Annotated in this window: 29 protein-coding genes and 4 tRNA genes; 11 read left to right on the top strand and 22 right to left on the bottom strand. The window is 75.4% G+C overall.

Annotated elements, in window-relative coordinates; genetic code table 11:
• Positions 1 to 4 precede the first annotated feature (4 nt).
• From BM158_RS04260 to BM158_RS04305, 10 genes are all read right to left on the bottom strand, one after another.
• A complete protein-coding gene (locus BM158_RS04260) occupies positions 5 to 772 on the bottom strand; it encodes a response regulator transcription factor (protein ID WP_091556297.1) in 768 nt (255 codons plus the stop codon).
• 5 nt (positions 773 to 777) lie between these two features.
• Positions 778 to 1,038: a ferredoxin gene (locus BM158_RS21680; protein WP_165628833.1), complete on the bottom strand. Its 261-nt coding sequence runs from the start codon at positions 1,036 to 1,038 to the stop codon at positions 778 to 780.
• Positions 1,035 to 2,222, bottom strand: a complete 1,188-nt coding sequence (locus BM158_RS04270; RefSeq protein WP_091554982.1) for an NADH-ubiquinone oxidoreductase-F iron-sulfur binding region domain-containing protein — start codon at positions 2,220 to 2,222, stop codon at positions 1,035 to 1,037. Before BM158_RS04270 ends, BM158_RS21680 begins: the two co-directional genes overlap by 4 nt.
• A gap of 5 nt (positions 2,223 to 2,227) precedes the next feature.
• Positions 2,228 to 2,857, bottom strand: coding sequence for a ferric reductase-like transmembrane domain-containing protein (locus tag BM158_RS22630; protein ID WP_207506157.1), 630 nt, complete (start codon positions 2,855 to 2,857; stop codon positions 2,228 to 2,230).
• A complete protein-coding gene (locus BM158_RS04280; protein ID WP_091554983.1) occupies positions 2,854 to 3,780 on the bottom strand; it encodes an FAD:protein FMN transferase in 927 nt (308 codons plus the stop codon). The genes BM158_RS22630 and BM158_RS04280 overlap by 4 nt, the downstream gene beginning before the upstream one ends.
• Complete coding sequence (locus BM158_RS04285; RefSeq protein WP_091554985.1) at positions 3,777 to 4,037, bottom strand: hypothetical protein; 261 nt, start codon at positions 4,035 to 4,037, stop codon at positions 3,777 to 3,779. The genes BM158_RS04280 and BM158_RS04285 overlap by 4 nt, the downstream gene beginning before the upstream one ends.
• Before the next feature lie 103 nt (positions 4,038 to 4,140).
• A tRNA-Phe gene (locus BM158_RS04290) sits at positions 4,141 to 4,214 on the bottom strand.
• Between the two features lie 29 nt (positions 4,215 to 4,243).
• Positions 4,244 to 4,317 (bottom strand) — tRNA-Asp (locus tag BM158_RS04295).
• A 42-nt stretch (positions 4,318 to 4,359) separates the two neighbouring features.
• Positions 4,360 to 4,432: transfer RNA gene (locus BM158_RS04300), tRNA-Glu, on the bottom strand.
• A gap of 84 nt (positions 4,433 to 4,516) precedes the next feature.
• Complete coding sequence (locus BM158_RS04305) at positions 4,517 to 5,101, bottom strand: hemerythrin domain-containing protein (RefSeq protein WP_091554986.1); 585 nt, start codon at positions 5,099 to 5,101, stop codon at positions 4,517 to 4,519.
• 111 nt (positions 5,102 to 5,212) lie between these two features.
• Here BM158_RS04305 and BM158_RS04310 point away from each other — a divergent pair, with 111 nt between their 5' ends.
• Complete coding sequence (locus BM158_RS04310; protein ID WP_091554988.1) at positions 5,213 to 5,851, top strand: AMIN-like domain-containing (lipo)protein; 639 nt, start codon at positions 5,213 to 5,215, stop codon at positions 5,849 to 5,851.
• Here BM158_RS04310 and BM158_RS04315 read toward each other — a convergent pair whose 3' ends face one another.
• From BM158_RS04315 to BM158_RS04325, 3 genes are read right to left on the bottom strand one after another with little or no spacing between them, the layout of a single operon-like run.
• On the bottom strand, positions 5,852 to 6,175 hold the full coding sequence (locus tag BM158_RS04315) for a hypothetical protein (protein ID WP_091554990.1): 324 nt from the start codon (positions 6,173 to 6,175) through the stop codon (positions 5,852 to 5,854). It abuts the gene before it with no gap.
• Between the two features lie 18 nt (positions 6,176 to 6,193).
• Entirely contained in the window at positions 6,194 to 7,702 is a 1,509-nt protein-coding gene (locus tag BM158_RS04320; RefSeq protein ID WP_229827658.1) for a metallophosphoesterase family protein, read from the bottom strand.
• Between the two features lie 37 nt (positions 7,703 to 7,739).
• Positions 7,740 to 8,234 (bottom strand): GtrA family protein, encoded by a 495-nt coding sequence (locus BM158_RS04325; protein WP_229827657.1) that lies wholly within the window; start codon positions 8,232 to 8,234, stop codon positions 7,740 to 7,742.
• Positions 8,235 to 8,485: 251 nt separating this feature from the next.
• Here BM158_RS04325 and BM158_RS04330 point away from each other — a divergent pair, with 251 nt between their 5' ends.
• On the top strand, positions 8,486 to 9,316 hold the full coding sequence (locus BM158_RS04330) for a hypothetical protein (protein WP_131801972.1): 831 nt from the start codon (positions 8,486 to 8,488) through the stop codon (positions 9,314 to 9,316).
• A 126-nt stretch (positions 9,317 to 9,442) separates the two neighbouring features.
• On the opposite strand, the gene BM158_RS04335 is transcribed toward BM158_RS04330, so the two are convergent.
• Positions 9,443 to 10,570: a glycosyltransferase family 2 protein gene (locus tag BM158_RS04335; RefSeq protein ID WP_091554993.1), complete on the bottom strand. Its 1,128-nt coding sequence runs from the start codon at positions 10,568 to 10,570 to the stop codon at positions 9,443 to 9,445.
• A gap of 141 nt (positions 10,571 to 10,711) precedes the next feature.
• Positions 10,712 to 11,215, bottom strand: a complete 504-nt coding sequence (locus BM158_RS04340) for a putative immunity protein (protein ID WP_091554995.1) — start codon at positions 11,213 to 11,215, stop codon at positions 10,712 to 10,714.
• Between the two features lie 49 nt (positions 11,216 to 11,264).
• Here BM158_RS04340 and BM158_RS04345 point away from each other — a divergent pair.
• The 4 genes from BM158_RS04345 (at position 11,265) to BM158_RS04360 (ending at position 13,351) form a co-directional block, all read left to right on the top strand.
• Positions 11,265 to 11,337 (top strand) — tRNA-Lys (locus tag BM158_RS04345).
• 153 nt (positions 11,338 to 11,490) lie between these two features.
• Positions 11,491 to 11,967, top strand: a complete 477-nt coding sequence (locus BM158_RS04350; protein ID WP_091554997.1) for a DUF2975 domain-containing protein — start codon at positions 11,491 to 11,493, stop codon at positions 11,965 to 11,967.
• Complete coding sequence (locus tag BM158_RS04355) at positions 11,967 to 12,191, top strand: helix-turn-helix domain-containing protein (RefSeq protein WP_091554998.1); 225 nt, start codon at positions 11,967 to 11,969, stop codon at positions 12,189 to 12,191. Before BM158_RS04350 ends, BM158_RS04355 begins: the two co-directional genes overlap by 1 nt.
• Positions 12,188 to 13,351: an NAD(P)/FAD-dependent oxidoreductase gene (locus tag BM158_RS04360; RefSeq protein ID WP_229827656.1), complete on the top strand. Its 1,164-nt coding sequence runs from the start codon at positions 12,188 to 12,190 to the stop codon at positions 13,349 to 13,351. Before BM158_RS04355 ends, BM158_RS04360 begins: the two co-directional genes overlap by 4 nt.
• Here the strand turns inward: BM158_RS04360 and BM158_RS04365 are convergent.
• The 3 genes from BM158_RS04365 to BM158_RS04375 are packed head-to-tail and all read right to left on the bottom strand — an operon-like array spanning position 13,284 to position 15,255.
• Entirely contained in the window at positions 13,284 to 13,493 is a 210-nt protein-coding gene (locus BM158_RS04365) for a hypothetical protein (protein WP_091555000.1), read from the bottom strand. The two genes, BM158_RS04360 and BM158_RS04365, sit on opposite strands and share 68 nt — an antisense overlap.
• Before the next feature lie 13 nt (positions 13,494 to 13,506).
• Entirely contained in the window at positions 13,507 to 14,517 is a 1,011-nt protein-coding gene (locus BM158_RS04370; RefSeq protein ID WP_091555002.1) for a Rossmann-fold NAD(P)-binding domain-containing protein, read from the bottom strand.
• A 51-nt stretch (positions 14,518 to 14,568) separates the two neighbouring features.
• Positions 14,569 to 15,255, bottom strand: a complete 687-nt coding sequence (locus tag BM158_RS04375; RefSeq protein ID WP_091555004.1) for an IclR family transcriptional regulator — start codon at positions 15,253 to 15,255, stop codon at positions 14,569 to 14,571.
• A gap of 113 nt (positions 15,256 to 15,368) precedes the next feature.
• Between BM158_RS04375 and BM158_RS04380 the strand changes: the two genes are divergently transcribed.
• Genes BM158_RS04380 through BM158_RS04390 form a run of 3 tightly spaced genes read left to right on the top strand, consistent with a single transcriptional unit; the run spans position 15,369 to position 18,285 of the window.
• On the top strand, positions 15,369 to 15,977 hold the full coding sequence (locus BM158_RS04380) for an acyl-CoA-like ligand-binding transcription factor (protein WP_207506161.1): 609 nt from the start codon (positions 15,369 to 15,371) through the stop codon (positions 15,975 to 15,977).
• Positions 15,974 to 17,527 carry an MDR family MFS transporter gene (locus BM158_RS04385; protein WP_229827655.1) on the top strand — a complete coding sequence of 518 codons (1,554 nt, stop codon included), beginning with the start codon at positions 15,974 to 15,976 and terminating at the stop codon, positions 17,525 to 17,527. Before BM158_RS04380 ends, BM158_RS04385 begins: the two co-directional genes overlap by 4 nt.
• 8 nt (positions 17,528 to 17,535) lie before the next feature.
• Positions 17,536 to 18,285 carry an enoyl-CoA hydratase/isomerase family protein gene (locus BM158_RS04390; protein WP_091555007.1) on the top strand — a complete coding sequence of 250 codons (750 nt, stop codon included), beginning with the start codon at positions 17,536 to 17,538 and terminating at the stop codon, positions 18,283 to 18,285.
• Between the two features lie 3 nt (positions 18,286 to 18,288).
• Here BM158_RS04390 and BM158_RS04395 read toward each other — a convergent pair whose 3' ends face one another.
• Both BM158_RS04395 and BM158_RS04400 read right to left on the bottom strand, forming a co-directional pair.
• The gene (locus tag BM158_RS04395) at positions 18,289 to 19,290 is read right to left on the bottom strand and encodes a YihY/virulence factor BrkB family protein (RefSeq protein WP_091555009.1); all 1,002 of its coding nucleotides are present in this window, start codon (positions 19,288 to 19,290) and stop codon (positions 18,289 to 18,291) included.
• Positions 19,291 to 19,407: 117 nt separating this feature from the next.
• The gene (locus BM158_RS04400; protein WP_091555011.1) at positions 19,408 to 20,061 is read right to left on the bottom strand and encodes an FMN-dependent NADH-azoreductase; all 654 of its coding nucleotides are present in this window, start codon (positions 20,059 to 20,061) and stop codon (positions 19,408 to 19,410) included.
• Positions 20,062 to 20,141: 80 nt separating this feature from the next.
• Between BM158_RS04400 and BM158_RS04405 the strand changes: the two genes are divergently transcribed.
• A complete protein-coding gene (locus BM158_RS04405) occupies positions 20,142 to 20,486 on the top strand; it encodes a winged helix-turn-helix transcriptional regulator (RefSeq protein ID WP_091555012.1) in 345 nt (114 codons plus the stop codon).
• Here the strand turns inward: BM158_RS04405 and BM158_RS04410 are convergent.
• Positions 20,483 to 21,943, bottom strand: a complete 1,461-nt coding sequence (locus tag BM158_RS04410; protein ID WP_091555014.1) for an MFS transporter — start codon at positions 21,941 to 21,943, stop codon at positions 20,483 to 20,485. The two genes, BM158_RS04405 and BM158_RS04410, sit on opposite strands and share 4 nt — an antisense overlap.
• Positions 21,944 to 22,141: 198 nt before the next feature.
• Between BM158_RS04410 and BM158_RS21685 the strand changes: the two genes are divergently transcribed.
• Complete coding sequence (locus BM158_RS21685) at positions 22,142 to 22,309, top strand: hypothetical protein (protein ID WP_165628834.1); 168 nt, start codon at positions 22,142 to 22,144, stop codon at positions 22,307 to 22,309.
• A 10-nt stretch (positions 22,310 to 22,319) separates the two neighbouring features.
• Here the strand turns inward: BM158_RS21685 and BM158_RS04415 are convergent, their stop codons facing one another.
• Positions 22,320 to 24,110, bottom strand: coding sequence for an acyl-CoA dehydrogenase (locus BM158_RS04415; RefSeq protein WP_091555016.1), 1,791 nt, complete (start codon positions 24,108 to 24,110; stop codon positions 22,320 to 22,322).
• Between the last annotated feature and the right edge of the window lie 6 nt (positions 24,111 to 24,116).

Consider the following 24,116-nt stretch of genomic DNA (forward strand, 5'->3'; position numbering starts at 1 on the left):
TCGATCATGCGTCCTGCCGGACGGCGGGCTTGATCACGTAGCCGGCGCCCCGCAGCGTGTGGATCATCGGGGTGCGGCCGGCGTCGATCTTGCGGCGCAGGTAGGAGATGTAGAGCTCGACGATGTTGCCCTGACCGCCGAAGTCGTACTGCCAGACGCGGTCGAGGATCTGGGCCTTGGACAGCACCCGCTTGGGGTTGCGCATCAGGTAGCGCAGCAGCTCGAACTCGGTGGCGGTGAGCCGGATGTCGTCGCCGCCGCGGGTGACCTCGTGCGACTCCTCGTCCAGGGTCAGGTCACCGACCACCAGCAGGCCGTCGTCGGCGACCGCGCGGGAGGTGCGGCGCAGCAGGCCGCGCAGCCGGGCCGCGACCTCCTCCAGGGAGAACGGCTTGGTGACGTAGTCGTCGCCGCCGGCGGTCAGCCCGGCGATGCGGTCCTCGACGGCGTCCTTGGCCGTCAGGAAGACGACCGGGACCAGCGGGGAGTCCGCGCGCAGCCGGCGCAGCACCTCCAGCCCGTCCATGTCGGGGAGCATGACATCCAGGACGACGGCGTCGGGGCGGAACTCACGGGCGGCGCGCACGGCCTCCGCGCCGTCGGCGGCGGTCTTGACGTCCCAGCCCTCGTAGCGGAGGGCGAGGGAGAGCAGCTCGCAGATCGAGCGCTCGTCGTCGACGACGAGCACGCGCAGGGCGCTGCCGTCCGGGCGGGTGAGCTGGGCCCGGGAGGCGTTGGCGGTCCCGGCGGGGCGAGAGTCGATCGCGGTCATGGACATCACTGTGCGGACCTTCCCTGCGTGCTTCCTGTGAGCCGTCCAGGAAGTGGCTGTCGGACCCCGGTGCGCTCCAGGAGCAGGGCGCGCGCGGGGCAGGCCGCGACGGCGCGCCGGGCCGGGCGGTGCAGCTCGCGGGGGAGCTCCCCGGCCGCCAGCAGGGGGTAGCCCCACTCGTCCAGGGCGACGGCCTCGGGCAGCAGGTCGGCGCAGGCGCCGTGGCCGGTGCAGGCGATGCGGTCCACGCGCAGCCGCTCGCTCACCGGGCACCCCCCGGCACGGGCAGGAACGCGGGGGCGCCCGGCGCGGCGGTGCAGCGGCCGGCGGCGTGCTCGGCGAGCTCCGGGGTGAACACCCGCAGCGCGCTGGCCACCAGCCGGACGCTGCCGTCGGGGTGCGTGCAGGCGCCGCGGCCGACCACCAGGCCGGCCCAGCGCTCCAGGTCGGCCAGCAGCCCGGGCCGCCGCGGCCCGGGCCGGGCCAGCAGCTCCAGCGCGGCGGCGATCCGGGGCAGGCCGTTGAGGCACGGACCGCACTGCCCGGCCGACTGCGCGGCCAGGTAGGCCAGCACGGACGCCGTCTCGCGCACCCCGCACCGGTCCGCGGGCAGCGCGGCCAGCACACCGGCGCCCAGCGAGGCCCCGACCGAGGCCAGGGCGGACCGCTCCAGGGTCAGGTCCGCGGCGACCGCGGGAGGCAGCCAGCTGCCGTGGTAGCCGCCGACGAGCACCGCCTGCGTGCCCGGGGCCAGCGGCAGCACGTCGGCCAGCCGGGCGCCCAGCGGCACCTCGGCGACGTCCACCCGCCCCGCCGTGTGCCGGGTGACCAGGGTGTGCCCGGCTGCGTCGTCCCCGCGGGCCAGCAGCGCGAGCCGGGCCAGGGTCTCCACGTTCTGCACCAGCGTCGGCCGGCCCCGCACGCCGCGCTGCCATACCGGCGGCACCTTGCCGCGGGGCAGCGAGGGCCCGCCGTCGACGGCGGCCACCAGGGCGGTCTCCTCGCCGGCCAGGAACCGGTCGGGCAGCCCGACCAGCCGCACCCGGCCGCGGTCGCCGCGCTCGGCCAGCGCCCGGTCCAGGCCGCCCAGCTGGGAGTGCGCCGCGGCGAGCACGACGGTGTCGGCGCCGACCGCCCGGGCGGCCAGCTGCAGGCCGTCGAGCACCAGGTGCGGGGAGCGGGCCAGCAGGGTGGCGTCCTTGGCCGCGGCCGGCTCGCCCTCGCCGCCGTTGCCGACGACGACGGCGGGAGTCCCCGCGGCCCGGGCGGCCTCGGCGACCGCGTGCAGCTTGCGGGCGGTGGGGAAGCCGGCGCCGCCGCGGCCGGTGAGGTCGCCGACGAAGGAGGTCGGGTGGCCGCCGTGCGGCAGCGGTCCGTGGGCGGCCACGTGCGCGGCCAGCGACGGGTCGCCGGTGCCGAGCAGGCCGCGGGTCAGGGGAGGGGCGCTCATGTCGGTCACCTGTTCCGGAAGGCCGGGACGCGCCCGGCGGGGAGGTCGGCGCGGGTCCGCGCCAGGGCGGCGGGGGCACGGTCGAGGGCGGGGCGGACCCGCAGCCGGCCGGTGACGGCGACGGCGGTGGCGGCCGCGACGGCGACCGCGCAGGCCACCGCGCCGGCGAGCAGCCAGCCCGAGCCGAGGTCGGTGCCGGCGCCCAGGCCGTGCACGAAGGCCAGCGGCCACAGCGCGTAGGAGGTCCGGTGCACCCCGCGCCAGACCCGCAGCGGCAGCCGGCCGCGCAGCAGGCTGGTGACGACCACCAGGGCCGTCAGGTCGACGGCCAGGGTGCCCAGGCCCACCCAGGAGGTCTCGTAGCCGGCGACGAAGGGGACGACGGTGTCCAGCCAGCCGATGCTGACGTAGCCGTCGACCGCCGCGCTGACCACGTGCACCACCAGGAGCACCGCCGAGACCAGCGAGACGTCGCGGTGCAGCCCGACCGTGCCGAACCGGGGCAGGCCGGGCAGCCGCACCTGCCGCTGCACCAGCACGCCCAGCACGACCGTCGCGGTCATGAGCAGCAGCGAGACCAGGCCGGTGGCCCGGTTGAGGTACCAGAGGAAGGACCCGTCGGACAGCACGCTCACGCCGGCCACCCCCCGCAGGTGACGACGTCCCCGTGCTCGGTGACCAGCCGGGCCGGCAGCCCGAGCTCGCGCAGCCACGGCAGGGCGGCGTGCCCGCGGACGACGGCGGCGGTGCTCACCGTGTTGGCGTCGGTGCAGCTGCCGGCCGCGACGCTGACGGTGCGCCACACCGGGCGGGTGGGCAGCCCGGTGCGGGGGTCGAGCAGGTGGTGCACCTCGACCCCGCCGCGCAGCCAGCGGCGGGCGCGGGTGCCGGAGGTGGCCAGCCCGCCGTCGACGACCGAGACGGTGGCCGAGCCGGGCGGGGGCGGGGCGTCCGGGTCGCCGGTGACGTCCTCGACCCGAATCCGCCAGCCGCCGTCGGGGGCGGGGCCCGCGACGGCGACGTCCCCGCCGATCGACACCAGCACGCCGGCGCCGGTGCGGTCGGCGACGGCGGCCGCGGCCCGGTCGGCGGTCCACGCCTTGACGGTGGCGCCGAGGTCGAGCCGGGCGCCCCACGGGATCCGCACCCGGTCGCCGTCCAGCTCGACGGTCCGCCACCCGGCGACGGGGGCGAGCACCGGCGGCACGGTGCCGGGGTCGACGTCGGCCAGGTCGCGGTCGTAGCCCAGCGCGGTCATCGCGCCGCCGACGGTGGGGTCGACGTGCCCGTCGGTGAGCCGGGCGGCGCGCAGCGCGACGGCCAGGGCCTCGGCCAGCAGCGGGCCGACCGGGGTCCACCGCCCGGCGCCGGCGTCGACGGCGGCCAGGTCGCCATCGGGGCGGAAGCGGCTGCAGGCGGCGTCCACGGCGGCGATCTCGCGCTCGACGACGTCGCGGGCCGCGGGCAGGGCGGCGGGGTCGGTGACGGCGAGCCGGACCCGGCAGGTCCACACGGTCCAGTCGGCGGTGGCGACGGCGCGGTCCCGCAGCGCGGTCACGACGACCCGCTCGAGGCGTGGGAGGAGCCGCCGTGGCCGGCGCCGACGCCGCCGGGGGGACCCGAGAGCCGTCCGCCGTCCCCGGTGCTCGTGCCCGGGTCGGTCGCGGTGGTGGTGGCGCTCTCGGCGGCGGCCGGGTGGGCGTCGGCGACGACGACGGTCAGCGCGCCGGTGCCGACCAGGGCGCCGCCGGCGACGGCGGCGGTGACCAGCCGGACGCGGCGGGTGCCGCGGCGGCGGGCATCGGTGGGGTCCACGGGTCCTCCTCGGGTGACGAGGAGGACGGTGCCCGGCGCGGCGATGAGCAGCCGGTGCGGATGGTGTGCGGAGTCTGTGCGACCCGGCGGGTGGTGGAGGGGGTGGCCAGGGGCGGGGTCGAACCGCCGACCTCTCGCTTTTCAGGCGAGCGCTCGTACCGACTGAGCTACCTGGCCCCAGCCCGACATCCGTGGACATCGGTCGGCGACCCTGACGGGACTCGAACCCGCGACCTCCGCCGTGACAGGGCGGCGCGCTAACCAACTGCGCTACAGGGCCTTGCTGAACTACTGGGCTGTGCTGCTGTGGATCTGTGGTGCGTGCCCCCAACGGGGTTCGAACCCGTGCTACCGCCTTGAAAGGGCGGCGTCCTGGACCACTAGACGATGAGGGCTCGTGCTCGCTGGAGGCAGGAGGAACCATACATGCCCACCGGACCCCCTCGTGACAGGGGGCCCGGCGGGTTGCCCCGCAGGGGTCAGGAGGCGGTCACCGACGAGCGGTCCACGGGGTGCGCTACCGGGTCGGCGACCGGCGAGGACCGGTACTGCTCGATGTACTCCTCGGGGTCCTTGTCGTAGGTGATGCCCTCGCCGGAGTCGTGCGCGTACCGCCAGTCCAGCCAGCGCAGCGCCAGCTCGGCGCGCAGCTCGACCGAGGCGTTGCGGCGGAAGTCCGGCAGCGCGTCGTGCTCCTCCTCGGCGAGGTGGTCGTCGTTCTCCTCGCGGGCCTTGCGCACAGCGGCCCACCACGCCTCCGAGCCCGGCTCCTCCTTTTTCGCGGCCGCCACGGCGTCACGGATCTCGTCGTGGTCGCCGATCGCGTCGTCGGTCTCGTCCACCACGTCGCCCTCGGTGGCGTCGTCGTCGCCGGAGTCGCCGTACTTCAGCAGGTAGGGGTAGAAGACCTCCTCCTCGCAGGCGGCGTGGACGTCGAGCATCCGGGCCAGGCCCTTCCAGATCATCCCCAGCGCACGCGGGTCGTCCCAGCAGTCGTCGAGCAGGGCGAACTGGCGCCGCATGGTGTGGTGGTCCTCGAGGACCAGGTCGCAGACGTCGAGCACGGGTGGCCTTCCGGTCGGGGGGGTGTTCCGGGCGCACCCGTCCCCGGTCCGGCGGTCCCCGAAACGGCAGGGCACCCTCACCTGACCCGCCGTGCGTGCCACGCTGGCCGCATGCGCTCCGGAGCCCGCCGCCTGGCCGTCGTCCCGCTGTCCGCGCTGGTGCTGCTGGCCGGCTGCGGTGGTGGGGACCCCACGGAGACGGCGGCCACCGGGACGTCGACCTCGGCCGGCACGACGTCGTCGTCGGCCGGCACGCCGTCCGCCACGACGACGGCGCCGGCCACCGACGAGGTCACCGACGCGCCGCCCTTCCCGGCCGACACCTCGCCCGACACCGGCGAGGCCGTCGCGGGCGAGGGCCCCACCGTGGTCACCGCCGTGCGGGTCGGCAGCCAGGACGGCGCGGACCGCGTGGTCCTCGACCTCGCAGGAACGGCCGTGCCCGGCTGGGACGTCGCCTACACCGACGCGCCCACCCAGGAGGGCAGCGGCTCACCGGTGGAGATGCCGGGCACCGTCTTCCTGCGGGTGACCCTGACCGGGGTCACCAACCCCTACGAGGCCCCGGGCACGCCCGAGACCGCCCGCGGCGTCTACCCCGGCCCGAGCGGTGGCCCGGTGCAGGCCATCTACTACGACTCCGTGTTCGAGGGGCAGGCGCTGGCCTACCTCGGCCTGGACGCCGAGCGCCCGTTCCGGGTGTACGCGCTGAGCAACCCGACCCGGATCGTGGTCGACGTCCAGCGCTGATCAGCCCAGGGAGGCGGTCAGCTCCACGCTGTCGTCCTGCACGCTGGTGCAGGTCAGCGTCAGCGGGCCGGCGCTGACGCTCTCGCCGGCGGCGCAGGAGACCTCGGCGTCGCCCACCGACAGGGTGGCCCGACCGTCCTGGGTGCCGGCGAACACCAGGGAGTTGCCCAGGATCGAGGCCTCCGAGCCCTCGCCGGTCAGCGTGGCGGTGCACTCGTTGCCCGAGCACGACACGTTGTTCGAGGTGAACGAGCAGCCGGCGACGGCGACGGCGACGGCGGCGAGCAGGGGGACGGCGAACCGGGCGGCGCGGAGGGTCGTCATGCCTGGTCAGCGTAGGGGTCAGGGGGTCGGGAGCGCGGGACCCTGCAGCGGTTCGTCGGTCGGTTCGCCGTCGCCGGTGGGCAGCGGGTCGACGTAGGTGCGCTGGATGGTGACCTCGGACTGGCCGAGCCCGCCGAGGGTGATCTCGTCGTAGGCGGTCAGCTCGCCGGTGACCGGGTCCAGGTAGAGCACGGTGCAGCTCAGCGGGGTGGGGTCCTCGCCCTGCAGCCCGCGCAGCCCGGCGCCGCCGGTGGAGCCCTCGACCATCAGCCGGGTGCCCTCGTCCAGCACCGACACGTCGCGCTCGTGGGTGTGCCCGGCCAGGACCAGCGGGACGACGCCGTCCAGCGGGTCGGCCTGCGGGGGCTCGTGCACCATCGCGATGGCCGGCGGCTCGTCCAGGGTGGCGATGTAGTCGGCCAGCTCCTGCCCGGACTCCTCGAGGGTCTCGGTCTCCTCCTCGGCGTCCTTGTCCGGGGTGAAGCGGGGGTCGGGCGCTCCCGCGACCGTGATGCCGGCGATCGTCGTGGAGCTGTCGTCGAGGACGACGGCGTTGGGCTGCTCGGCGACCGCGGCGGCGGTGACCGCGGAGTCGTGGTTGCCGCGGATGAACACGTAGGGGACGCCGAGGCCGCCGATCCAGCCGAAGGTCTGGTTCTCCACCGGGCTGCCCCAGTCGACGACGTCACCGGTGTCGAGCACGCCGTCGACGTCGAACTGGGCGACCACCTGGCCGACCAGGTCGGCGCCGGCGGGGTTGAGGTGGATGTCGGAGACGTGCAGCAGCGCGACGCTGTCGGCCGTCCCGCCGGTGTCGGGCAGCGTGGAGACCGCCGAGTACAGCGTGCTGACGTTGCCGACCAGGTCCTGCAGGGACGCGCGGTAGGCGTCGTAGCGGGCCACGATGTCCTGCGCCGACCCGATCAGGCTGTTCGCGTTGACCAGCAGGCCGGTGTAGGTGGGCTGGGACAGCGCCTCGGGCCGCCAGGTGGCCGCGCCGAGGCCGGCGGTGCCGGCCAGCATCAACGAGGACAGGCCGAGGGCGACCCACTGCTCGCGGCGGCGGCGGAAGACGACCAGCGACAGCACCAGCGCACCGCCGACACCGGCCCCGGCGGTGGTCCAGGCGAGGCGCTCCACGGCGGCGCGCAGGTCGTCGCTGACCCGGTTGACGACGCCGTTGAGCTGGGTGGGGTCGGTGGCCAGGGCCTGGGCGCGCAGCTGGTCGACCCGGCGCAGCTGCACGTCCAGCCGCAGCGGGCCGTCGTAGGCGTCCACGGCCAGCGAGCCCAGCGGCGGGATCTCGACCTCCGCGCCCCCGGAGGGGGCCGGGGTGAAGGAGACCGTGGCGTCGAAGGGGCCGATGGGGGCCTGCACGTGGCCCAGCAGCGCGATGCCGAGGGTGGCCCCGGCGACGGCGACCACGACGCGCTGGGACCAGCGGACGGCGGTGCGCAGCCGGCGTCGTCCGGGCTGCTCGCCGGCGGGCCGGTCCACGTCGGGAGCGGCGTCCGCGGGCTCGGTCACCGGACGACGGTAACGAGTCCCGGGTGGACGGTCCTGCTCAGCGCCGGCCGAGCGCGCGGGCGGTGAACACCCAGGCGCGCAGCGCGACGAACCGGGCGAGGCCGATGGCGCCGGTGACCGCGCCGATCAGCAGCACCTGCACCTGCCAGGAGGCCTCGCCGGTCAGCTGGTCGAGCCCGGCGAGCGCCAGCGAGGTGGCGACCAGCCCGACCGCGGCCAGCCCGCCGCCCTCCCACTGCGCGGTGAACCAGCCGATGCGGCCGTCGGCGTGGAAGGTCAGGCGGCGGTGCAGCTCGTTGGCCACCAGCGTGGAGCCGATCGCGCCGGCCAGGTTCGCGGTCTGGTCGCCGATGCCGTCGAGAGCGACGAACAGGACGGCGTAGAGCGCGCTGGAGACCGCGCCGACGAAGACGAAGCGGGCGAACTGGGACCGGCCGTCCTCGCCGTGGCGCAGACCCGCCAGCAGGAGGGCGACCCGGGACCGCGGGGAGCCCTCCGCACGGGGGCGGTGGAGCAGGGTCGCGCAGGTCACGTGGGTCTCCGGTCATCCAGGGCAGATGGTTGCGTCCGCCCACAGTCTTCGGGACCAACCCGTGGTGGGGCTGTGCATTCCCGGTGCCCGAGGCTAGTCCGGTGATGGTTGTCACAAGCAACCGCCGCGCGGGGGTGCAGCGATGATCAGGGAGGTTGATCCATGTCCGTCCCCCCGCACGAGATCTGGTGCAGGAGGACGGACTTCCGTGCAGTAGGACGACGGCCCGCCCGGTTCTAGGGTGCCCGGGCATGAGGGGTGTGCCGGTCGCCGTCGCCGTCCTCGTGCTGCTGGCCGGCTGCTCGGCCGATCGCGCCCCGGCCGCGGCGACCCCCACCCCGGTCCCGGCGTTCGACGAGGTGCCCGGCATCTCGGGCGAGGTGGTCCGGCTGCGCGCGGACGAGGCGCTCGGCGGCCAGGTGCAGGTGCGGCTGACCGACACCGGCGACGCCCCGTTCACCGTCCTCGGCGTGGCCCTGACCAGCCCGGCCTTCGCCGAGCAGCCGCCCACGGAGCAGACCGCGACCTACGCGCCCGGCCGCACCATCGACCTGCCGGTGCCCTTCGGCCCGGTCGACTGCGCCGCCGACGTGCACCCCGTCGGCGCCCGGCTGCAGCTGGACAGGGGCGCCGGCCCGGTGGAGGTCGTCGTCCCCCTGGCCGGCGACGCGCTCGACCTCGTGGCCGGCGAGCAGTGCGCCGCCCAGCGGCTCGCCGAGCACGTCGTGGTCGCCGTCGACGGGTTCACCGAGGACGGCGACGGCGTGCGCGGGTCCGTCGTCCTCACCCGGGTGGACGACGACGGCGGCGAGGTCCGGGTCGACGCGCTGGGCCGCAGCGTGCTGCTGGAGCCGGCCGCGCCCGACCTGCCCGCGACGCTGGGCGCGGGGGAGCAGGAGCTGACCCTGCCCCTCGTCGTCGGCCTGGCCAGCTGCGACCCGCACGTGCTGGCCGAGACCAAGAAGCCGTTCGTGTTCCCGCTGACGGTCGAGGCGGCCGGGGAGACCGCGGTGGTCGACCTGCCGCTGTCCGACGTCCAGCGGGGGCAGCTGCAGGCACTGGTCGACCGCGTCTGCGGCTGACGGCCCGACCCCGGACGCGCCTCAGGGGGGAGGGCGTGTCCGGGGTCGGGGTCGTGCACCCGCGACCGCGGTGGGGGGCCGCGGCGCAGGCATGAGGGGTGACCGGAGGGGGCCGGCCACCCCTGGTCAGGGGACGCGCAGGGCGCGGGCCCAGCCGGCGGCCGTGCAGCCGACGCGCAGCCACAGGTCGACCTCGCCGGGGAGCACCAGCGCACCGGCGACGACGTCGGCGGGGGAGCGGTGCGGCAGCCGCCACGCCTGCACCCCGCCCACGACCGCGGCGACGGCCGCGACGGCGAGCCAGGGCCACAGCGGGGCGCCGGCGGCGAGGGCGCCCACGAGCACGGCGAGCAGCCCGACCCGGGCGCCGGCGCCGAGGAGCAGGGCGGTGCGGGCGCGGCCGAGCCGCCGGGGGTCGCCGGACCGCAGCGCCAGCGCGTCGCGCTCGGCCCGGACCCGGCGGCGCCGGGCCAGCCCGCCCACGGTGAGCACCGGACCGGCGTGCACCCGGGCGGTCGCGACGGTGCTGGTCGGTGCCCCGGCGCGGCGCAGGTCGCGCAGCAGCTGGGGGTCGCCGTCGAGCAGGTCGAACGGGCCGGGGGTGTCGCGGCGGGCGGTGACGGTGCGCAGCGCGTCGCCGTCGTAGAGCCCGACCTGGCCGTCCAGGGCGTACTCGGCCCGCTCGCCGCGCAGCGCGCCGAACGTCCAGTCGGCGAGCTCGGCGGCGTCACGACGGACCAGCCGCCGGGCGACCGGGGTCGAGCCGAGCTCCTGGTCGACGCCGTAGCGGGCGACGACGCCACCGGTCCGCCCGTCGAGTGCCCGCTCGAGCTGCTCGAGGCAGTCGGGGGCCAGCACGGTGTCGGCGTCGACGACGGCGACCAGGTCGGCGCCGGTGCGGAACCGGCGCCAGCCGGCGGTCAGCGCGCCCGCGCGGCCGTCGGGGTTCTCCACGGTGCGCATGACGGTGACGCCCTCGAACCCGCGGGCGACCTGCTCGGTGTCGTCGAGGCAGTCGTCGGCGAGCACCACGACGCGGTCGGGCACCCGGGTCTGCGCCTGCAGGGAGCGCAGGGTCGCGGCGATCGTGCGCTCGGCGTCCTGGGCGGGCACGAGCACCAGCAGCCGCGCGGCGGAGGGAGCGGCCGGTTGCGCACGGTGACGACCCAGCCGGGTGAGCAGGCGCGGGCGCGGCGGCAGCACGCGGCCCTGGACGAGCGGCCCGGTCGGGGAGACCTGGTGCTTGCCGGGCATGGGGGCGCTCGCTTCCTGCAGGGTCTGGGCGGGGACCCGGACGACGCTAGGTGACCCTGCGTGGCCGCGGCATCCCTCGATCGGTGCGCGCGCGGCCCCGGACGGGTGACCGGTCGGGCGCCGGCCACGCTGGGTGGTCGCTCAGGCGCTGAACACCGACCAGCACAGGGCGTCGCGCCGCTGCTGGTCCTCCAGCACCAGGTCCCGGACGGCGGCGGGCAGCAGGGTGCGCTGCGCGTCGCGCTCCCGGCGTCCGGCGTCGGGGCCCCCGGCCGCGCGGACCGCCTTGATCGCGTAGGCGGCGGCGCCGAGGTCGTGCTCGGCGACGTGCGCGACGACGGCGGCCTGGCCGGCGGCGTAGGCGGCGAACCGGGCGGCGCCGCGCAGGTCGCGGGCGGCGCCCATGGCGTGCCCGCCGGCGGCGCGGGTGACCATCATCGGCAGCTCGCCGCGGGTCCAGGCCCGGACGGCGGCCAGTGCGTCGGCGGGCCGGGGGTCGTCGGGGCGCTCGGCCGCGAACAGCGGCAGCACCCGCTCGGCGCACGCGGCGGCCCACAGCGCGAGCAGGTGGTGGTGCTCGTCGGTCAGCGTGCCGCCGCGGCGCACGGTGACCATCCGCGGGTCGCGCACCGGCGGCAGGATCACCGGCCCATCGTGCACCCGCCCGTAGGCTCACCGGGTGGCGTCGCGCCACGGGCCTCTAGCTCAACTGGCAGAGCAGCGGACTTTTAATCCGCGGGTTGTGGGTTCGATCCCCACGGGGCCCACCCCTCCAGTGGTACCCGGCGACATCGGGTTGCGAGGATCCCGCCCACTCGATGGGCGACGGCAGGGCGAGAACCCCGCAACGCGGCACACCCACGCGGCGCGCCGCGGCACAAGCTGTTGACATTCGATAGGTAGCTATCGATAGTCGATGTATGCCTCGTCTGCGGGTGGTCCCGCTGCTCCGCGTCTTCCTGGTCGCCCTGTTCGGGGTCGTGCTGGTGCTGCAGCTGTTCTCCTTCCCCGGCCAGTTCGCCTACATGGCGCGCGTGGACACCGAGCTGGCCTGGCTGCGCTGGCCGCTGACCCTGGTCGCCGGAGGCACCCTGCTCGGGTTCGAGGTCGTGCTGGTCGCCACCTGGAAGCTGCTCGGCATGGTCGAGCGCGACCGCATCTTCACCCCCGACGCGCTGCGCTGGGTGGACGTGATCGTGCGGGCGACCGCCGGCGGGGGAGCGGTGTTCGCCGCCGGCTTCCTGCTGGTCGGCGTCAACGCGACCGACCCGGGCCTGCCGCTGCTGCTGTTCGTCGTGCTGCTCGGCATCGTCGTCGTCGAGCTGGTCGTGCTGGTGCTGCGCTCCCTGCTGCGCCAGGCCACCGAGCTGCGCGCCGACCTCGAGCAGGTCATCTGATGCCGATCGTCGTGCGCATCGACGTGCTGCTCGCCGAGCGCCGGATGGGCGTGGGCGAGTTCGCCGAGAAGGTCGGGCTCACCCCCGCCAACGTCGCCGTCCTGAAGAACGGCCGGGCCAAGGCCGTCCGGTTCAGCACCCTGGAGTCCATCTGCCGGGTGCTGGACTGCCAGCCCGGCGACCTGCTGCAGTGGGTCGACGAGGACGCCGAGGTGGTCTCGTGACCGACGTCCTGGTGGTCGGCGCCGGCCTGGCCGGCCTGCACACCGCCACCGGCCTGGCCCGCCGCGGCCACGACGTCGTCCTGGTCGACCGCCGCTCCCGGCTGGACGGCGCGGTGCGCACCACCGGCATCTTCGTGGCCCGCACCCTCGCCGACTTCCCGCTGCCCGCCGCCCACCTCGGCCCGCCGATCAGCCGGGTCGTGCTGCACCCGCCCTCGGGCCGCCGCGCGGTCGTGCTGGACAGCCCGCGCACCGAGTACCGGGTCGGCGACATGGCGGGCCTCTACCTCGCCGCCGCCCGCGACGCCGTCGAGGCCGGCGTGCGCATCGCGCTGTCCACCCGCTTCCTCGGCCGGGACGGCGACGGCTGGCGGCTGGCCGGCCCGGACGGCGAGCGCACCACCCGGGCCCGGTTCCTGGTCGGGGCCGACGGCGCCCGCTCCCGGGTGGCCGCCGAGCTCGGCCTGGACCGCAACCAGCACCTGCTGGTCGGCGCGGAGGCCGTCTTCGCCGTGCCCCGGCACGACCGGCCGCCGGCCTTCCACTGCGTCCTGGACCCGGTCCTCGCACCCGGCTACCTCGCCTGGGTGGTCGACGACGGTGAGCACGTGCACGTGGGCACCGCCGGCTACCCCGACCGCTACCCGCAGGGCCTCACCGCGGCGCTGCGCCGCTTCACCGCGACCGCCCCCGGCCTGCACCACGCCGTCCCCGCCGACGCCGAGCGCCGGGGCGGCCCCATCCCGGTCGGCGGCCTGCTGCGCCGGATCAGCTCACCCGAGGGCCTGCTCGTGGGCGACGCCTCGGGCGCGGTCTCCCCGCTGACGGCCGGCGGCCTGGACCCGTGCCTGCGCCAGGCCGCGCAGGCCGTCGACGTCCTGCACACCGCGCTGCGCACCGGCGCGGCCCCCGTGGGCTACAACGGCGCGGCGCTGCGGCGGGCCTTCCGCGGCCGGATCGCGCTGCGGCGGGCACTGGCCGCCGTCCGCGCCCCCGGGCTGGTGGAGGCCGGCTTCCCGCTGCTGGCCTCGCCCCCGGGCCGGGCGCTGGCCGGGGCCGTGCTGTTCGGGGACCGCTCGTTCCCCGACGCGGTCAGCGACGCCCGCGCAGCCGGGGTGCCAGCACGATCCCCAGCAGCACCAGCGCCACGACGAGGATGACGATGTCGCCCCACGGCCAGATCGAGCCGGTGTCGCCGCGGGCCAGGCCGTAGACCGCGTAGGCGCCCACCAGCACCGGCACCGCCGTCCACCAGACCGGGGTCTTCTGCGGTTCGGGGGTCTCCTCGGCGGGCTCGGTCATGCCGCCACGGTAGTCAGCGGGCGAGCCGGAGCAGGTCCCGCTCCTGCTCCGCGGTGAGCCCTGCGGCCAGGCCCTCGTCCAGCGCGTGGTCCCACGCCCACTGCAGGGTGTCGCGGGCGGTCTCCACGACCGGCCGGAACGACAGCCCGGCCGCCAGCGCGGCCGAGCTGTCCACGGCGTCCTGCGGGATCTGGTCCTCGGGGAACCACAGCGGACGGCGCTCCTCGGGGACACCGGCCAGCCCCTCGCGCAGCCGGTCCTCGTCGCCCCACACGACCTCGACGTCACCCGGGCTGCCCCCGGCGGCGACCAGGCAGGCGTCGAGCACCTCGCCGAGGGTCTCCCGGCGGCCGGGGCCCACCGCGTTGAACGTGCCCGACGCGCCCTCGGCGAGCATCGCCACGGCCCAGTCGGCGACGTCCCGGGCGTCGCTGTGCTGCACCGGCCGCGCCGGGTCGCCGGGGGCGAGCACCGGTCCCTCCCGGGTGCCGGCCAGCGCGCGGGCCAGCCGCAGCGGCCAGTAGCTGAACCGGTCGGAGGGGTCGCGCGGGCCGACCATGATGCCGACCCGGGGGACGAACACCGGGCCGTCGAACACGTCGTCCAGCAGGTCCTCGGCGCCCAGCTTGGCCAGCGACCGCTCCTGCAGGGGGTCGTCGCCGGGCTCGGTGCCGGCGGTGCGCACCGGGGCGGACTCGTCGGGGACGGCGGGGCCGGCCGGTGCGTAGACGCTCATCCCCGACACGTAGCCGTAGGTGCCCACCCGGCCCGACAGCAGCTCGGCGGTGCGCCGGATCGCCGGCCGGCCCGGGCGCGGGTCGGTGAAGGTGTCCAGCACCGCGTCCCAGGTGCCGCTGCCCAGCGCGGACAGGTCGCCGTTCCGGTCGCCGGTGAGCACCACCGCGTTCTCGACCGGGGTGTCCCCGGAGCGGTTGAGCACGGTGACCTCGTGGCCGCGGCCCAGCGCGGCGGTGACGGCGTGGTGGCCGAGGAAGCCACCTCCGCCCAGGACCAGCAGGTGCACGGCGGTTCCCCTCGTCGGCGTCGGGGCCGCCTACCCCCGCCGTCGGGGGGCTCAACCCAGGGCGTCGGAGACCCGGTCGGCGGCCGTGACCAGCACCGGGCCGACCACCCCGGCGTCGACGGTCTGGTCCACGAAGATGACCGCCAGGGCTCCCGCGGCCGAGCCGTCGGGACGGCGGACCGGCGCGGCGACGGCCCGCATGCCCGGGATGACCTCGCCCAGCGACGACGCCCACCCGCGCGCCCGGGCGGCGACCAGTTCGGCGCGGTCGTCGTCGGCGGGCGGTTCGGGGATCAGCAGCGCCTGCCCGGTGGCGCCGAGCTCGACCGGGTGCCGGTTGCCCGGCCGGAAGGCCACGTGGGCGGGGGAGTCGCGGGGCTCGACGGCGTTGACGGTGACCGCCTCGGCGCCGTCCCGCACGACGAGGAAGGCGGTCATGCCCAGCTGCTGCACCAGCCGGGCCAGCTCGGGGGTGGCGGCGGCCTGCAGGGTGCGGCGGACGGCGCGGGACAGCCCGACCACGCCCAGGCCCACGCCGTAGCTGCCCTCGGCGTCGCGCTCGACCAGCCGGTGCGCCTCCAGGGTGCGCAGCAGCCGGTAGGCGACCGACCGGTGCACCCCGACCGCGGCGGCGACCGTGGCGATCGACTGCGGGGTGCGGGTGGTGGCCAGGTGCTCGAGCACGCGGATGCCCCGGTCCAGCGTCTGGGACGCCGGGACCTCGCCGTCGTCGGCCACCTGTCTCCCTCCGCGCACACCGTGTGCGGAGATCGAACCACGGGCGTCCAGCGTGACTGGCTGCACACCGAGCAAACTTGCACACTGTGCAGCGAAGGTGTCCGATGGTTGCCGTGAGCACCGGACTGCGCGAGCGGAAGAAGGCCGACACCCGGGCCGCGCTGGCCGCGGCGGTGCTCCGGCTGGCGGTGGAGAAGGGCTTCGAGCACGTCACCGTCGAGGAGGTCGCGGCTGCCGCCGACGTCTCCTACCGCACCTTCTTCAACCACTTCGCCTCCAAGGAGGAGGCGCTGCTGCAGCCCGAGGGCCCCGACCGGCCGAGGCTGGGCGACCGGCTCGCCGAGACCGACCCCGGCCTGCCGCTGCTGGACGCGCTGCGCGCCGCGATGCGCGCCGACCTCGCCCGCATCGAGGACGACGCCGCCACCTGGCGCGACCGGTTCTCCGTCATCGCCGCCACCCCGGCGCTGCTGCCCCGCCTCGTCGAGCTCGGCGCCACCGACGAGCGCGCCCTGGCCGAGGCCGTCGCCGCCCGCACCGGCACCACCGCCGGCACCGACCTGCACCCCGACCTGGTCGCCGCGGTCACCACCGCCGCCGTCCGGGTCGCCTTCATGCGCTGGCACGCCGGCACCGTCCCCCTGGCCGAGCTGGTCGACGAGGCGCTGGACGCCGTCGCCGCCGGCCTGCCCACCCCACCCCGGAAGAAGAAGGAACAGTGACCACCACGCAGGAACCCGTCGCCGGAGCGCAGACGGCCATGGACCGCCGCTCGGTGCTGCAGGCGCTGTCCGGCCTGATGATGGGCATGTTCGTGGCCATCCTGGCCGGCACCGTCGTCTCCAACGCCCTGCCCACGATCATCAGCGACCTCGGTGGCAGCCAGTCGGTCTACACCTGGGTGGTCACCGCCGAGCTGCTGGCGATGACCACCACCGTGCCGCTGTGGGGCAAGCTCGCCGACCTCTACAGCCAGAAGCTGCTGGTGCAGGGCTCGCTGGGCCTGTTCGTCGTCGGCTCGCTGGCCTCGGGCCTGGCGCAGGACACCACGATGCTCATCGCCGCCCGCGTGGTGCAGGGCATCGGCGCCGGCGGCCTGACCGCGCTGGTGCAGATCGTGATGGCCGCGATGATCCCGCCGCGCGAGCTGGGCCGGTACGCCGGCATCTTCGGCGCCGTCTTCGCCGTCGGCACCGTCGCCGGGCCGCTGATCGGCGGGCTGCTGGTCGACACCTCGTGGCTGGGCTGGCGCTGGTGCTTCTTCATCGGCGTGCCGTTCTCGCTGGCCGCCATCGTGCTGCTGCAGAAGACGCTGAAGCTGCAGCAGGTCACGCGGACCGGTACCCGCGTCGACTGGCTCGGCGCGCTGCTCATCACCGCCGGCGTCTCGACCCTGCTCATCTGGGTCACCCTGGCCGGGAACTCCTACGACTGGGTCTCGGGCACCAGCGCGCTGCTGGTCGCCGGCGGGCTGGTCCTGCTGGCCCTGGCCGTCTGGGTGGAGTCGCGGGTCGCCGACCCGGTCGTGCCGCTGAGCATCTTCCGCAACCGCACGATCACCCTCACCGTGGTCGCCAGCGCCCTGGTCGGCATCGCGCTGTTCGGCGGCACGGTGTTCCTGTCCCAGTACTTCCAGGTCTCCCTGGGCTACTCGCCGACCGCGGCGGGCCTGCTGTCGCTGCCGATGATCTTCGGCCTGCTGGTCTCCTCGACCGTCGCCGGTCAGCTGATCACCCGCAGCGGCCGGTGGAAGCGCTACCTGGTGGCCGGTGCCTCGCTGATGACCCTCGGCTTCGGCCTGCTGGCCACGATCGACGCGCAGACCTCGATCGTGCTGATCGGCGCCTACATGGTCGTGCTCGGCTCCGGCGTCGGCATGCTCATGCAGAACCTGGTGCTGGCCGCGCAGAACGACGTCCCCGCCGCGCAGCTGGGCTCGGCGACCTCGGTGCTGTCCTTCTTCCGCAGCCTGGGCGGCACGGTCGGCGTCAGCGTGCTCGGCGCGGTCCTCGCCGCCCGGGTCAGCTCCGACCTCGGCGCCCTGGGCGGTGCGTCGGGCGGCGGGCACGCCGCGGCGCCGGACATGTCGGCCCTGCCGCCGGAGGTCGCCGGCCTGGTGCGCGACGCCTACGGCGACGCCACGGCCGAGCTGTTCCTCATCGCCACCCCGCTGGCGGCGCTGGCCCTGGTCGTCGTCGTGTTCATCAAGGAGAAGGCGCTCAAGACCACCAGCGGTGCCCAGCGTCTCGAGGACGAGCGTTCCGTGGTCTGATCAGCGGCATGGCTGACAGCGAGGTCCTGCTCGAGGTGGACGGCGGCGTCGCCGTCGTCACCCTGAACGCCCCCGACCGGCGCAACGCGCTGACCCCCGCGATGGCCGCGGAGTTCATCGCGGTGCTCGACGAGGTCGACGGGCGGGACGACGTCGGCGCGCTGGTGCTCACCGCGGTGGGCAGGAGCTTCTGCGCCGGCGGCGACGTGCAGACCCTGCTCGACGCCGGCCAGGACCCCGCCGCCGGGCCCGCCTGGGACGGCATGGGTGCCATCTACGACTCGTTCTACCGCCTCGGCCAGGTGCGGGTGCCCACGGTGGCCGCCGTCCGCGGGTCGGCCGTGGGGGCGGGGATGAACATGCTGCTGGCCGCCGACCTGCGGGTCGTGGCCGACGACGCCCGGCTGATCTGCGGGTTCCTCAAGCGCGGCCTGCACCCCGGTGGCGGGCACTTCGTCATCCTGTCCCGGCTCGTGGGGCGGGAGGCCGCGTCGGCGATGGCGCTGTTCGGCGAGGAGGTCAGCGGTGCCCGCGCCGCCGAGCTCGGCCTGGCCTGGGCGTCGCTGCCGGCCGACGAGGTCGAGCCCCGCGCCCGGGAGCTGGCCGCACGCGTGGCGGCCGACCCCGAGCTGGCCCGGGTCGCGGTGGCCAACTTCCGCAAGGAGACCGGCCCGCCGCACGTCTCCTGGGAGATCGCGACCCAGTTCGAGCGGCCGGCGCAGATGTGGTCGATGCGCCGGTCCGCCGAACGGGGCTGAGCCCTACGTCGTCCGCTGGTCCTTGGGCTCCGCGCGGGCGTCGAGCTGGATCTCCTTGTCCGCGCGGGGCACGCCCTCGCGCAGCTCCACGGTCCGCTCGCGCTCCGCGTCGAGCTCCAGGCCGACCAGCAGCACCAGGTTGGTGATCCACAGCCAGACCAGGAACACGACGACGCCGGCCAGCGCGCCGTAGGTCTTGTTGTAGCTGCCGAAGTTGGCCACGTAGAACGCGAACAGCGCCGACGCGACCAGCCAGACGACCAGCGCGAAGGCCGCCCCGGGGGAGACCCAGCGGAAGCCGCGCAGCCGGACGTTGGGCGTGGCGTAGTACAGGACCGCGATCATGATCGCGACGAGCACGACCATCACCGGCCACTTGGCGATGTCCCAGACGGTGGTGGCGGTGCTGCCCAGCCCCAGGGCGTTGCCGATCGCGTCGGTCAGCGGGCCGGTGGCCACCACGGCCAGGCCGATGACGACGACGAACAGGATGCCGATCAGCGTGACCAGCAGCTGCAGCGGCTTGAGGACGTAGAACTTCCGCCCCTCCGGGGTCTCCCAGATGACGTTGGCCGCGCGGGTGAACGCCCCGACGTAGCCCGACGCCGACCACAGCGCGCCGGCCAGGCCGACCACGAGCCCGAACCCGGCGGTGGTGGTGCTGCCGGCCACCTGCTCGATGACGCCGGAGAAGGTCTGCGAGGCGGTGCCCGGTGCGACCTGGTCGAGGATCTGGGTCAGCGCGTCGGTGATCTGCCGGGGGTCGAACACCAGCCCGACGATCGAGACCAGGGCGATCAGCGCCGGGAACATCGCCAGCACGAAGTAGTAGGTGAGCGAGGCCGCCCAGTCGGTGAGGTTGTCCTCGCTGGTCTCGGTGACCAGCCGCTTGAGCGTGCCCCCGGTGGTGGCCTTCGGGTCCGCCCCGGTGGGGGCGTGGTCGGCGCGCCCACCCTGGGAGATCTTCTCGTCACGGGGCGGTGCGCCCCGGTTGCTGCTGGACATCGTGGGACTCCGGCGGTCGCAGGGAAGCGGTTTGCTCCCGCCGTCCACCCTGGTGCCCGGGATCGCGGAACGGAAACGGACGCCGGTCGGCGGGTCGCCCCGCCGACCGGCGACCGGTCAGGCCGCGGTGCGGACCGAGCTGAGCCGGCGGCCGTGCTCGGCGGCCTCCTGCTCGGCGGAGGCCTTGAGGTCCGCGGCCAGGTCGGCGAACTCGTCGAGGGCGGGGTTGACGCCGACCAGGGTGAACTCGCGGGTGACCACGGTGAGGTCGAGCTGCCAGACGTCGGCCAGGATGCGGCGCAGCCAGCCGGTGGCGTGGTCCCAGCCCTCACGGGGGGTGCCGGCGCTGTAGTTGCCGCCGTGCACCGTGACCAGGACGGCGGGCTTGCCGGCCAGGGGCGGCTGCTGCCCGGGCGCCATGCGGGGGTCGGTGATGACCAGGTCGACCCAGGTCTTCAGGTGCTGGGAGACGCCGAAGTTGTACAGCGGGACGGCGAGGAGCAGCGCCTCGGCGTCGACGAGCTCGTCGGTGAGCGTGGCGGCCAGGGCGATCGCGTCGGACTGCTCGGGGGTGCGCTGGTCGGCGGGCGCGTACGAGCCGTTGACCGCGGCGGCCCAGGCGGTGGCCGGCAGCGGCTCGGTGCCCACGTGCCGGCGGGTGACCGGGGCGTCGGGGTTCCCGGCGCGCCACTCGGTCTCCACGATGTCGGCGATGGCCCGGCTGGCCGAGCCCTCGGTGCGGATGCTGGCGTCCAGGCGGAACAGGGACATGGCTACCTCGCTAGGTTCGTAGAGGTCGCTAGGGAAAAACGAGCGACCGGCACGAAGCTAGCACGAGTACGCTGGCCCGCGTGAGCGACGACGTCCAGCACGCCCCGCGGACGTGCGACGCCGCCCTCGCCCACGCGTTCGGTTTCCTCGGCAAGCGCTGGAACGGCCTGGTCATCGGGGTGCTCAGCAGCGGCCCGGCCAGCTTCAGCGAGCTGCGGCGGGCCGTCGGCGGGATCAGCGACTCGGTGCTGTCCGACCGGCTCACCGAGCTGGCCGCCGCCGGTCTGGTCGAGCGCACCGTCGACGCCGGCCCACCGGTCGGGGTCAGCTACGCGCTCACCGACTCGGGCGCGGCGCTCTCGCCGGTGCTCGAGCAGCTCGCCGCCTGGGCGTCGACGAACCTCGCGCCGCGCTGCGCCCCCTAACGGATCCCGCTCACCGGGGACCACTCGCCGGCGCAGGCGGTGGCCCGCTCGACGTCGGCGAGCTCGTCGGGCCGCCGTCGCGCACTGCGCCGGCCCCACAGCGCGACCAGGCCGGTGACCAGCGCACTGCCGCCGCCGAGCAGGGCGACCACGGTGAACGAGCCGTTCGACGGCAGCCCGGTCGCGTCGGCCGAGCCCGCCACCACCGTGATGATCAGCGCGCTGGCCAGGGCGCTGCCCACCGACCGGGTGATCGAGTTGACCCCGTTGGCCACCCCGGTCTCGCTCGGGTCGACCGCCTGCACCACCAGCGCCGGGAGCGCAGCGAAGGCGACGGTGACCGCCAGCTGGGTGAGCAGGCCGATGAGCACCACCACCCACGGCACCGACCGGGCCAGCGCGAACAGGGTGAAGCCGACCAGCCCGGACGCCGCCCCGATGAGCAGCGTGGTCTCCCCGCCGATGCGGGACACCACCTGCCCCGCGAAGGGCGCCAGCACGATCCCGACCACGCCGCCGGGCAGCAGGTAGACCACGGCCGCCTCGAGCGTGGACGCCCCGAAGCCGTAGCCCGCCGCCTCGGGCACCTGCACGAACTGGGTGACCGCGAGGAAGGAGGCGAACAGGCCGAACCCGGTCATCAGCCCGGCGACGTTGGGCACCAGCATCCGGCGGTCGGCCAGCAGCTGCGGTCGCACCAGCGGGTGGGTGCGGCGCCGCTGCAGCAGCACCCAGCCGACCAGCACGACGACCGCGCCGGCCAGGCAGCCCAGCGTCAGCGGGGAGCCCCAGCCCCACGTGTGGCCCTGCGAGAGCGGCAGAAGGAGCAGCACCAGCCCGGCGCCGAGCAGCACCGCGCCCCACCAGTCGACCCCGCCGGTGGCGCTGGCCGGGCGGTCGGGCAGCGCCCAGGCGACCAGGGCCAGCGACACCAGCGCGATGGCCAGGCCCAGCCAGAACGGGCCGTGGTAGTCGCCGCCGTCCCGGGTGAGCAGCCCGGTGACCACCAGGCCGATGACGCCGCCGACCGCGAGCGTGCTGGACACGACGGACATCGCGACGGTCAGCCGGCCGGCGGGCAGCTCGCGGCGCAGGATCGAGATCGACAGCGGGAACAGCCCGTAGGAGGCGCCCTGGAGCACCCGGGCCACCAGCAGCGACGGCAGGGACGTCGTCAGCACCGCCAGCAGCGTGCCGGCGCTGATCACCACCAGGACGCCGAGCACCACCCGCCGCTCGCCCAGGGTGTCGCCCAGCCGGCCGATCACCGGCGTCAGCACCGCGGCGGCGAGGAGGTTCGCCGTCAGCACCCAGCCCGCGGCGCCCGCACCCACGCCGAGCTGCTCCCCGATCACCGGGAGCATCGGCACCACCAGCGACTGGAGCAGCGACAGCGTGGTCACCGCCAGCGACAGGGTGAGCACCAGCAACCCGGCACGCGGGGCATCGCGGGTCACGGGACCTCCCGGTAGGTATCGGTAGCCTGACCCCGGTATGGGACCACGCCGTCCGGAATTGTGAGCAGTGTTACGGGATGTTCACCTGGGTTCCGGGTGATGCGGGGTTCGGTTGCCGAAGATGCGGGCAGTGGACGTCACGGACGACGTCCCGGCGGGCCTCCGCCGGGTTCTCGAGAGGATGGGGAGACCAACCCGATGCTGCTGTGGCCGGTCGTGACCCTGGTGGGTTTCCTGCTGCTGACCGCCCTGGTGATCGCGATGGGGACGCAGTCGACGTCCCGGTACGAGACCGAGAAGCGCACCGCGAACGCCCCCACCCCCCGCGGTCGGCACGCCGCCGCCGCCGAGTCCGCCGCCGCCTGACCGCGGCTGCTCAGAGCCAGTCCGGGTCGGCGTCCAGCGTCGTCCGGTCCAGGCTCGCCAGCAGGTCCAGCTGCGGCCCCGTCCGCGGCAGCTCGTAACGCTGGAAGTACCGGGCCGCGGCCCGCTTGCCGGCGTAGAACGCCCCCTCGCCGTCCCCGGCGACCAGCACCTGCTCCAGCCACAGCCAGGCCACCACGACGTGGCCCACCGCCTCCAGGTAGACCGTGGCGTTGGCCAGCGTGGCGTCCGGGTCGCCCGCACCCCACAGCGTCGCGGTCACCTCGCCCACCCGGGCCACCGCCGCGTCGACGTCCGCGGCCAGGTCGGCCCACTCGGTGCTCGCCGCCCGCGCGGTCGTCGCTCCGATGGTCTCGGCGAGCAGCCGCAGGCCCTCGCCGCCCCCCGCGACGACCTTGCGGCCGAGCAGGTCCAGGCCCTGGATGCCGACCGTGCCCTCGTGGATGGGGTTGAGCCGGTTGTCCCGGTAGAACTGCTCGACCGGGAAGTCGCGGGTGTAGCCGTAGCCGCCGTGCACCTGGATGGCCAGGTCGTTGGCCGCCAGGCCCCACTGCGAGGGCCAGCTCTTCGCGATCGGGGTGAGCACCTCGAGCAGGGTGTGCGCCGCCGCGCGCTCCTCGGCGGTCTCCGCCGTCTGCTCCTCGTCGACCAGCTTCGCGCAGTACAGACCCAGCGCCAGGCCGCCCTCGACGTAGCTCTTGGCGGCCAGCAGCATCCGCTTGACGTCGCTGTGCTCGATGATCGGCACCGGCGGCGCCAGCGGGTCCTTGCCGGCCGGCGGGCGGCCCTGGGTGCGGGTGCGGGCGTAGTCCAGCGCGTGCAGGTAGCCGGTGTAGCCCAGCGCGGTCGCGCCCAGCCCGACGCCGACCCGGGCCTCGTTCATCATGTGGAACATCGCGGCCAGGCCGCGGTTCTCCTCGCCGACCAGCCAGCCGACGGCGCCGGCGCGCCCGCCCGGGGTGTGCACGCCCTCCCCGAAGTTGAGCAGGGTGTTCGTCGTCCCGCGGTAGCCCATCTTGTGGTTCAGCCCGGCCAGCACGACGTCGTTGCGTTCGCCGACGCCGTCCCCCTCGGGCAGGAACTTGGGGACGACGAACAGCGAGATCCCCTTCACCCCGGCCGGTCCGCCCGGCACCTTCGCCAGCACCAGGTGGACGATGTTCTCGCTGAGCTCGTGGTCGCCGCCGGAGATCCACATCTTGGTGCCGGTGAGCCGGAAGGAGCCGTCGTCCTGCCGCTCGGCCCTGGTGGTGATGTCGGCCAGGCTCGACCCGGCCTGCGGCTCGCTGAGCGCCATCGTGCCGAACCAGCGGCCCTCGGCCATCGGCCGCACGTAGGTGTCGACCTGCTCCTGGCTGCCGTGCGCGAGCAGCAGGTGCGCGTTGGCCATGGTGAGGAACGGGTAGGCCGAGCTGCCCACGTTGGCCGCCTGGAACCACACGGTGGCGGCCTTGCTGACCACCTGCGGCAGCTGCAGGCCGCCCAGCTCCTCGGGCAGCGTGCCGGCCACCAGACCGGCCTCGCCGAACACCTTGAGCGCGGCGGCGACCTCGGGCACCAGCACGACCTTGCCGTCCACCACGTGCGGCTCGTGCTCGTCGGCGGCGCGGTTGTGCGGCGCGAAGTGCTCGACGGCGATCTCGGCCGCGAGGTCGACGACGGCGTCGAAGGTCGCGCGGTCGTGGGCGGCGAACCGCTCCCGCTTCGTCAGCTGCTCGACCTGCAACCACTCGTGCAGCAGGAAGTCCAGGTCGCGGCGGGACAGGACGAGTGACTCGCGCATGCCCCG

The organism is Klenkia taihuensis (genome assembly GCF_900112525.1).
GTDB classification, from domain to species: Bacteria; Actinomycetota; Actinomycetes; order Mycobacteriales; family Geodermatophilaceae; genus Klenkia; species Klenkia taihuensis.